The organism is Rahnella perminowiae, assembly GCF_019049695.1.
In the GTDB taxonomy this organism is placed as follows: domain Bacteria; phylum Pseudomonadota; class Gammaproteobacteria; order Enterobacterales; family Enterobacteriaceae; genus Rahnella; species Rahnella perminowiae.
On the sequence record NZ_JAFMOT010000131.1, the window covers coordinates 1 to 6198 of the forward strand.

Consider the following 6198-nt stretch of genomic DNA (forward strand, 5'->3'; position numbering starts at 1 on the left):
TTTATAAACATATTAATAATGAATGCTTCGGAGAGGATCGAAAATTAAATATTACCTCACGTAAAATCACTGGTATTTATTTGCCTGTTGCGGTGGTTAAGCGTATATTCGCGCTTGCCTGAATTTCAAATGACGGCTTATACACATAATTATCTATTTTAAAAAGGAATTTATATGAAAAATTTATTTAAATTGACACTTCTTGCTGCGTTGGTTGCAACGCTTTCCGGCTGTACGGGTAGCGTTTTTAACAAAGAAAAAAACTGTGATTATACTTATTTACTGCACCCTGCCATTTCAATTTCTAAAATGATCGGTGGTTGTGGCCCTGCAGAGAAATAAGTTTTCAGTTTTGCCATGCCGGACCTTCGTGTCCGGCATCTGTCATGGGTATTCGTGGTCTTTAACGGCACTCCCCTTTTGTTACTGTCATTTTAAAATACAATGGCATTCATTTTAGTTACAACATACAATTGCTTGAAATAACTTAAACAACGACAACTTGAACCTCAGTGTTTATCGCATTCAGGCAGAAAAAAGCGTCTTCACACGCAATCAGAAGATAAAAAAAACGGCCGCCGGAGCGACCGTTAATCGTTTGCAGAAATTCCTACTTACCGCTTACGCCATAGCGTCAGTTCCGCCACAGTATGCTGGAATTTCCTAGCCGTTTCACGGATCACAAACGGAACATCTGTTGGTGTCCGAACCTCTTCAAACTCGCTCGCCAGTAAACGTTTCAGTGCCTGATGGGTCGTAACGGCTTCACCATTTTCGCGGAATCCACCCAGCCAGTGCTCTTTCGGGGTGAACTCTTCAAGCCAGGTATAAGGTGAAGAAAGCATGAGCAGACCACCAGAACGGATCATCGGTGTAATACCGGTCAGAAAACGTGCTGGCTCACGCAAACGATCAAGCAAATTAGCAGCCAAAACGAGATCGTATAACTCCGTCTGTGGCTTCAGGTTACAGGCATCACCCTGTACAAAAGTCACCCGCTGCGTAAGCTCTGCTGACAAATTCACATCGGCGAGCGAAGCCTGACAATATTCCACCAGTTCGCCCTCCTCCGGCATGACATACCGACGGGTTTCACCACGTGCCAGTGACAGAGCGACATCAATAAAACGTGCTGAATAATCCATCCCGACCACAGAGTCGAAATAACGCGCCAGTTCGAAACTCGCACGACCCGTAGCACACCCTATATCTAACGCCCTGCCATGGTTAACAGTATTTTTAACCGCAATATCAGCCAGTTGCTCAGCATAATTCATTACATCAAAATGACGCGGACCATATTGAAAATCAAGGTACTGTGCCACCAGTCCGTCAGTTTCGTACGGATTTACTTTCACCACTTCCTGATGGCTGGAAATGACATAGCGGAAACCAGCATGCTGGAAAAAGTGACGACGGAAAGCATAACGTGAAGATTTCAGCGCCTCATTGCCGGTTGAAATCCAGCTTCCGCCTTTGATCATGGAATGTTTACCATCGAATGTTGGCGTCGAAAAATCATCATATAAAGGGTGTACACGGAAACCATCAAAACCACTGATCGGCGTGGACGACCATTGCCAGACATTGCCTACCACATCATAAAAATCACCCTGAGCAAAATGATCCACCGGACAGGATGATGCCCACCCTGCGAGGTTAATATTTCCTGGCGCTGTTTTCCACCCGGGCTGATCGCCTTCCACCTGATTGCGCAGAATCATCCATTCAGCTTCGCTCGGTAACTGAACTGATTCGCCGGTTTGGACAGCTTTCCAGCGACAAAATGCCGCGGCTTCGAGTTGATTTACTTCCGCCGGCCAGTCCCACGGCATCGGCACTTCTTCCGTCATCAGACGTAATTTCAGTTGCTCCGGTTCAAGAGGCGAACCCACCCAAAAAGTGGGCATTTCCGCCCGTGTGAAATTTCGCCAGCCTGCCCCTTCTTCGTCCCACCACTGTGCATCGCCATAGCCACCGGCCTGTACAAAGGTATAAAATTCCGCGTTACTGACCAGCATCCGACTGGCCCTAAATGCCTGAATCTTCTGTTCAGATGTGCCGTATTCGTTATCCCATCCGTAGGTATCATCACGCTTACCCAAAGTGACAACGTCACCTTTAACGGCCAGCATTGTATTCACGGGTACAGTGTAGCGGTCACGGCGGGCGATTTCGCACACGGGCCAGTGCGGTTGAGGCTTAACCCATTGCACCGGCAACTGACGGATCAGTACGCTGGATGTTTCAAGATGAATACGTTCATGTTCGATACCCATCAGGATCACCCAGGCAGGACTGTCCCAGCCGATGGGTAAACTCAGCGCCATAGTGTCAATTATACCGAGCACTTCTTCCCGTACTTTGTCGCGATATTGGCGCAAATTGGCGACCGATGGCCAGTTGTAGTTTTGATCATCAAGATCATCCCAACTCATTTCATCTACGCCGATCGCGAGCATAGCTTCGATATGGGAGTCAATACGTTGAGGGATCAGCCCGGCAGCCATCAATTTATTGATATAGAAAGTCGCGGTATGACCAAAATAAAAGATCAGCGGATGACGAAGCGAAATAGCCTTACTGAAATATGCTCGCTCATCAGCGAGGCAATCAAACAGGCTCTCGTACAACTCCCAGGTGCGAAGAAAATATTCACGTATTTCCTGCCGTTTTTCTTCCGCTGTACCGGTGCTCAATAAAATAGTCTGCGTCGGTTCTGGCAGCCCGATAGCCTTGTTTTGTTTGGAAAGCATTCTTAGTCCTCTGTCTTCTTGGGTTGCCAAGTCAATACCAATTGTAGCAGGTCACATCTCTGGCTTATCCCGGCCTGGTTCTTACCGGTTTATATTCTTCATCGTCAGCTATCAACATAACCTTTAAATCGGGCCGACGCTTGCTATCTCTCCATAAACAGCAGCGAACTTTCACAAACATGCAGTGATTCGCCCTCAAAATTATGCCGTAAATTATAGTAATCGGGTGCGTCAATGATGCCCTGAATATTGTCAGAAAATGCTTCCAGCGCCTGCTTCATCTGTGGCAGATAATCGTGCGTGTCATAAACACGGTCGATACCCTCCAGTGAATGATTCATGATTTTACGCGCAACATCGTTCGGGACATTCAGGGACGATAATTTGGAACGCGCCGTCCGTCGCAAATCGCGGGTGGTAAAAGCTTCTATTCCCAGGCCACGTTCCGCGCGCAACAGACGGCGTATCACCTGTGTCACTGCGCCGCGTGATAAGGGCTTTTGCGTATCAAGCGGCGATGGCACCAGCCAGGGACTGCTTTCCGGACTGGACGACAAAAGAGCATTGATGCAGGTGATCATTAATGGCGTCAGCGGCAGACTATGGTCACGAGCCGATTTATTGCGCGTACCTTGTCGCCAGATACCAATTTGCAAATGGAACTCGTCTTTCCTGGCACGCACCACTTCATCTGGCCGCCGTGCTGTCAGCAGGCAAAACCTCAATGCCCAGCGACATTGTTCAGAAATGTCACATAAATCCAGACTATGCCAGAAAATCCAGATTTCGGCATCGGTTAACGTCCGCTCACGTGGCGGGGTATTGCGGCCGCCAACATCACGGCGTTTCATGGAACTTAGCGGTGAATGAACCAGATATCCCTGCGTTTCAGCCCAGCCAAAAAATTGCTTACAGAGGGCGAATACACGCTTTGCTTCCGAAATTTTCCCGTCCGCCAACAAGACATTAAACAAACGATTCAGTCGTAAACGGGTGATTTTATTCAAAGGTACCTCACCGATCACCGGCAGTACGTGTTTCATGAGGGATGAAACCGCAATTTCTGGCCGACGTCGCGTCAGGATCAGCGAAAGCCGGATCCAAACATTAATCACCTGTCTGACCGTCGCATTGCCCTCTTCATCAAAATCATCCAGTTTTGCAAGCGGCGTCATTTTTACATTTTGCAGATAAGCCAAAACATGCTGGCCGACATTTTCAGCAGCAAAATCTCTTTCAACTGAAGCCACGGATTTGATCTTACTCATCTGCACTAAATCACCTTAAAAATCACAGGCCGGAGTTATATCAAGTCTGAGGATCGCAGGCAAAAGGTTTGTGACTCCAGACCTATTAAGTCTGGAGTCATTAAGATGATGAATAAAGAAAAATAATGAGTCTGTGAAGGGATTTATGGTGAACATATACAGATCTGCGTTGTTCATAAAACCTACAAAAATGGCGCGTAAAGTCCGCACTCCCCGTGTGGTCAAATACAGGCGGCTAATCACCGCCTTTATCTTAATCACTTATGTCATTACAACGGTAGGGCTACACCGTTGCCAGTCTAAATGTGGCGACTGAGCGGGTCAGATGAAGAACCTGTTCTTCCAGCGAGGCCGCTGCTGCCGCTGATTCCTGAACCAGAGCCGCATTTTGTTGTGTCACGCCATCGATTTCTGTCACCGCCTGTTCAATCTGGCTGATGCCACGGCTTTGCTCATCTGAAGCTGTCGAAATATGTTCCATCAATACATTAATCTGAGTGACAGAGGAAATGATCGCAGAGATGGAGTCACCGGTACGTGAGACCTGATCCGAGCCTTCACGGATATTTACCACTGATTCAGAAATCAGGCTTTCGATTTCTTTTGCTGCCACGGCACTGCGCTGTGCCAGGCTGCGCACTTCACTGGCCACCACGGCAAATCCGCGGCCCTGCTCACCCGCACGCGCTGCTTCAACTGCGGCATTAAGCGCCAGAATATTCGTCTGGAAAGCAATACTGTTGATCACCCCGGTGATATCTTCGATTTTTTTCGAGCTGCTGTTAATACGCCCCATCGTACCAATTACGTCCTGGGCAACTTTCTCGCCCGCACGTGCATTTTGAACCGCTTCACGTGTCAGACTGCTTGCACGGGAGACATTTTCGGTATTTTGTTTTACCGTCGCGCCAAGTTCTTCCATGCTTGCGGCTGTTTGTGTCAGTGCGGCGGCCTGTTGTTCCGTACGGGAAGCCAGATCAATATTACCTGCAGAGATTTCCTGGGATGCATGCGCCACGGTATGGCTGGTGTCACGGACCTGTCCGATAATCCGGGTCAGTGACTGACGCATATACTCTATCGACTGCATAAGTTCTTCAATTTCACTGCGGGATTGTGCTTTGACAGGTACCGGCGTATCGAGATGACCTTCGGCAATCTGACGGCAGTGATCGCGGGAACTTAGTAGTGGCACCAAAACAAAACGCTTCAGTAATACCAGTACACTGATAATGATGATCAGAAATAGTAAACCAAAACCGATCGTCAGCCCGATACCAAATTTGAAATGACTTTGTGCATCGCTGTTAAGATTTTTGGCGTACTGTTCATGCAGGGCCAATACTTTATCCAGTACGATTTCATACTGACTATCGAGTTTCACTACAGCCGGGATGTGGGCTTTAAACGCTACCTGATCACCGGCCTTAGCCGCATCAATTAATGGCTGGATACCATTCTGGCGATAATTTTGGTAAGTGCTGCGGTATTCCTCGGCAAGCCTGCTTTCACCAGACAATTTTGGTGCGTCAAGATACGCCTGAAAGGCCGCATCGGCTTTACCGATAACTTCAGTGACCCCGTCCAGAGCAGAGTTTGACTGCTGGCCGTCGCCATTTTCAATTTCTTTCATATATTCCATTACGCGAACGCGTGAGGTCCGGCTGTGGTTAATGGGGTCAATAATAGAAAGCACTACACGGATCTCCTTGTTCACATCATCCAGTGAATGGTTACTCTGGGTGAGCAGCCAAACATTCGACAATATACTGGTGAAAAAGAGGGCGAAAAGAACCATAAGAACGAGCAAGGACGACTTTTTAAGCGACATCGGGAGATTCTCAAAACGAAGCAGGAGTCTGTTTATCGGCATTTCTGCCCAAATGTTTAATATTTCCCGCGCCCTATCTGCAATTATTGGCAAGATGATCGATCATAGTAGAAATTTCCGGACGTGCTTAAAAGGCTTTTCCTGCCGCCAAAACATCTCAAAATAATCAGCGGCTTTCTTAAAAATCATTTATTTCAGTTATTTTAAATAATATATAGCACTGATTAGAGGTGACGCACTGAATCCCTGTCACCATTAGCACAAGAGATTTTCAAATGGAAAATGAAGTGTTTTCCACAAGAATTTTTATAAAAAGCACCTCAAACATTATTTGAGTGAATAT

The 6198-nt window shown here is 47.2% G+C and carries 4 protein-coding genes; 1 reads left to right on the forward strand and 3 read right to left on the reverse strand.

Translation table 11 applies throughout. The features are described 5' to 3' along the window. Nucleotides 1-174 precede the first annotated feature (174 nt). Nucleotides 175-342, forward strand: a complete 168-nt coding sequence (locus tag J1781_RS00930) for a YhfL family protein (protein ID WP_217233078.1) — start codon at nt 175-177, stop codon at nt 340-342. A gap of 272 nt (nt 343-614) precedes the next feature. Here the strand turns inward: J1781_RS00930 and ovoA are convergent, their stop codons facing one another. The 3 genes from ovoA to J1781_RS00945 form a co-directional block, all read right to left on the reverse strand. After that, the gene (gene ovoA, locus J1781_RS00935; RefSeq protein ID WP_217233079.1) at nt 615-2756 is read right to left on the reverse strand and encodes a 5-histidylcysteine sulfoxide synthase; all 2142 of its coding nucleotides are present in this window, start codon (nt 2754-2756) and stop codon (nt 615-617) included. A gap of 143 nt (nt 2757-2899) precedes the next feature. Next, entirely contained in the window at nt 2900-4024 is a 1125-nt protein-coding gene (locus J1781_RS00940) for a tyrosine-type recombinase/integrase (RefSeq protein ID WP_217138917.1), read from the reverse strand. A gap of 283 nt (nt 4025-4307) precedes the next feature. Next, entirely contained in the window at nt 4308-5855 is a 1548-nt protein-coding gene (locus tag J1781_RS00945; protein WP_217233080.1) for a methyl-accepting chemotaxis protein, read from the reverse strand. Nucleotides 5856-6198: the final 343 nt, after the last annotated feature.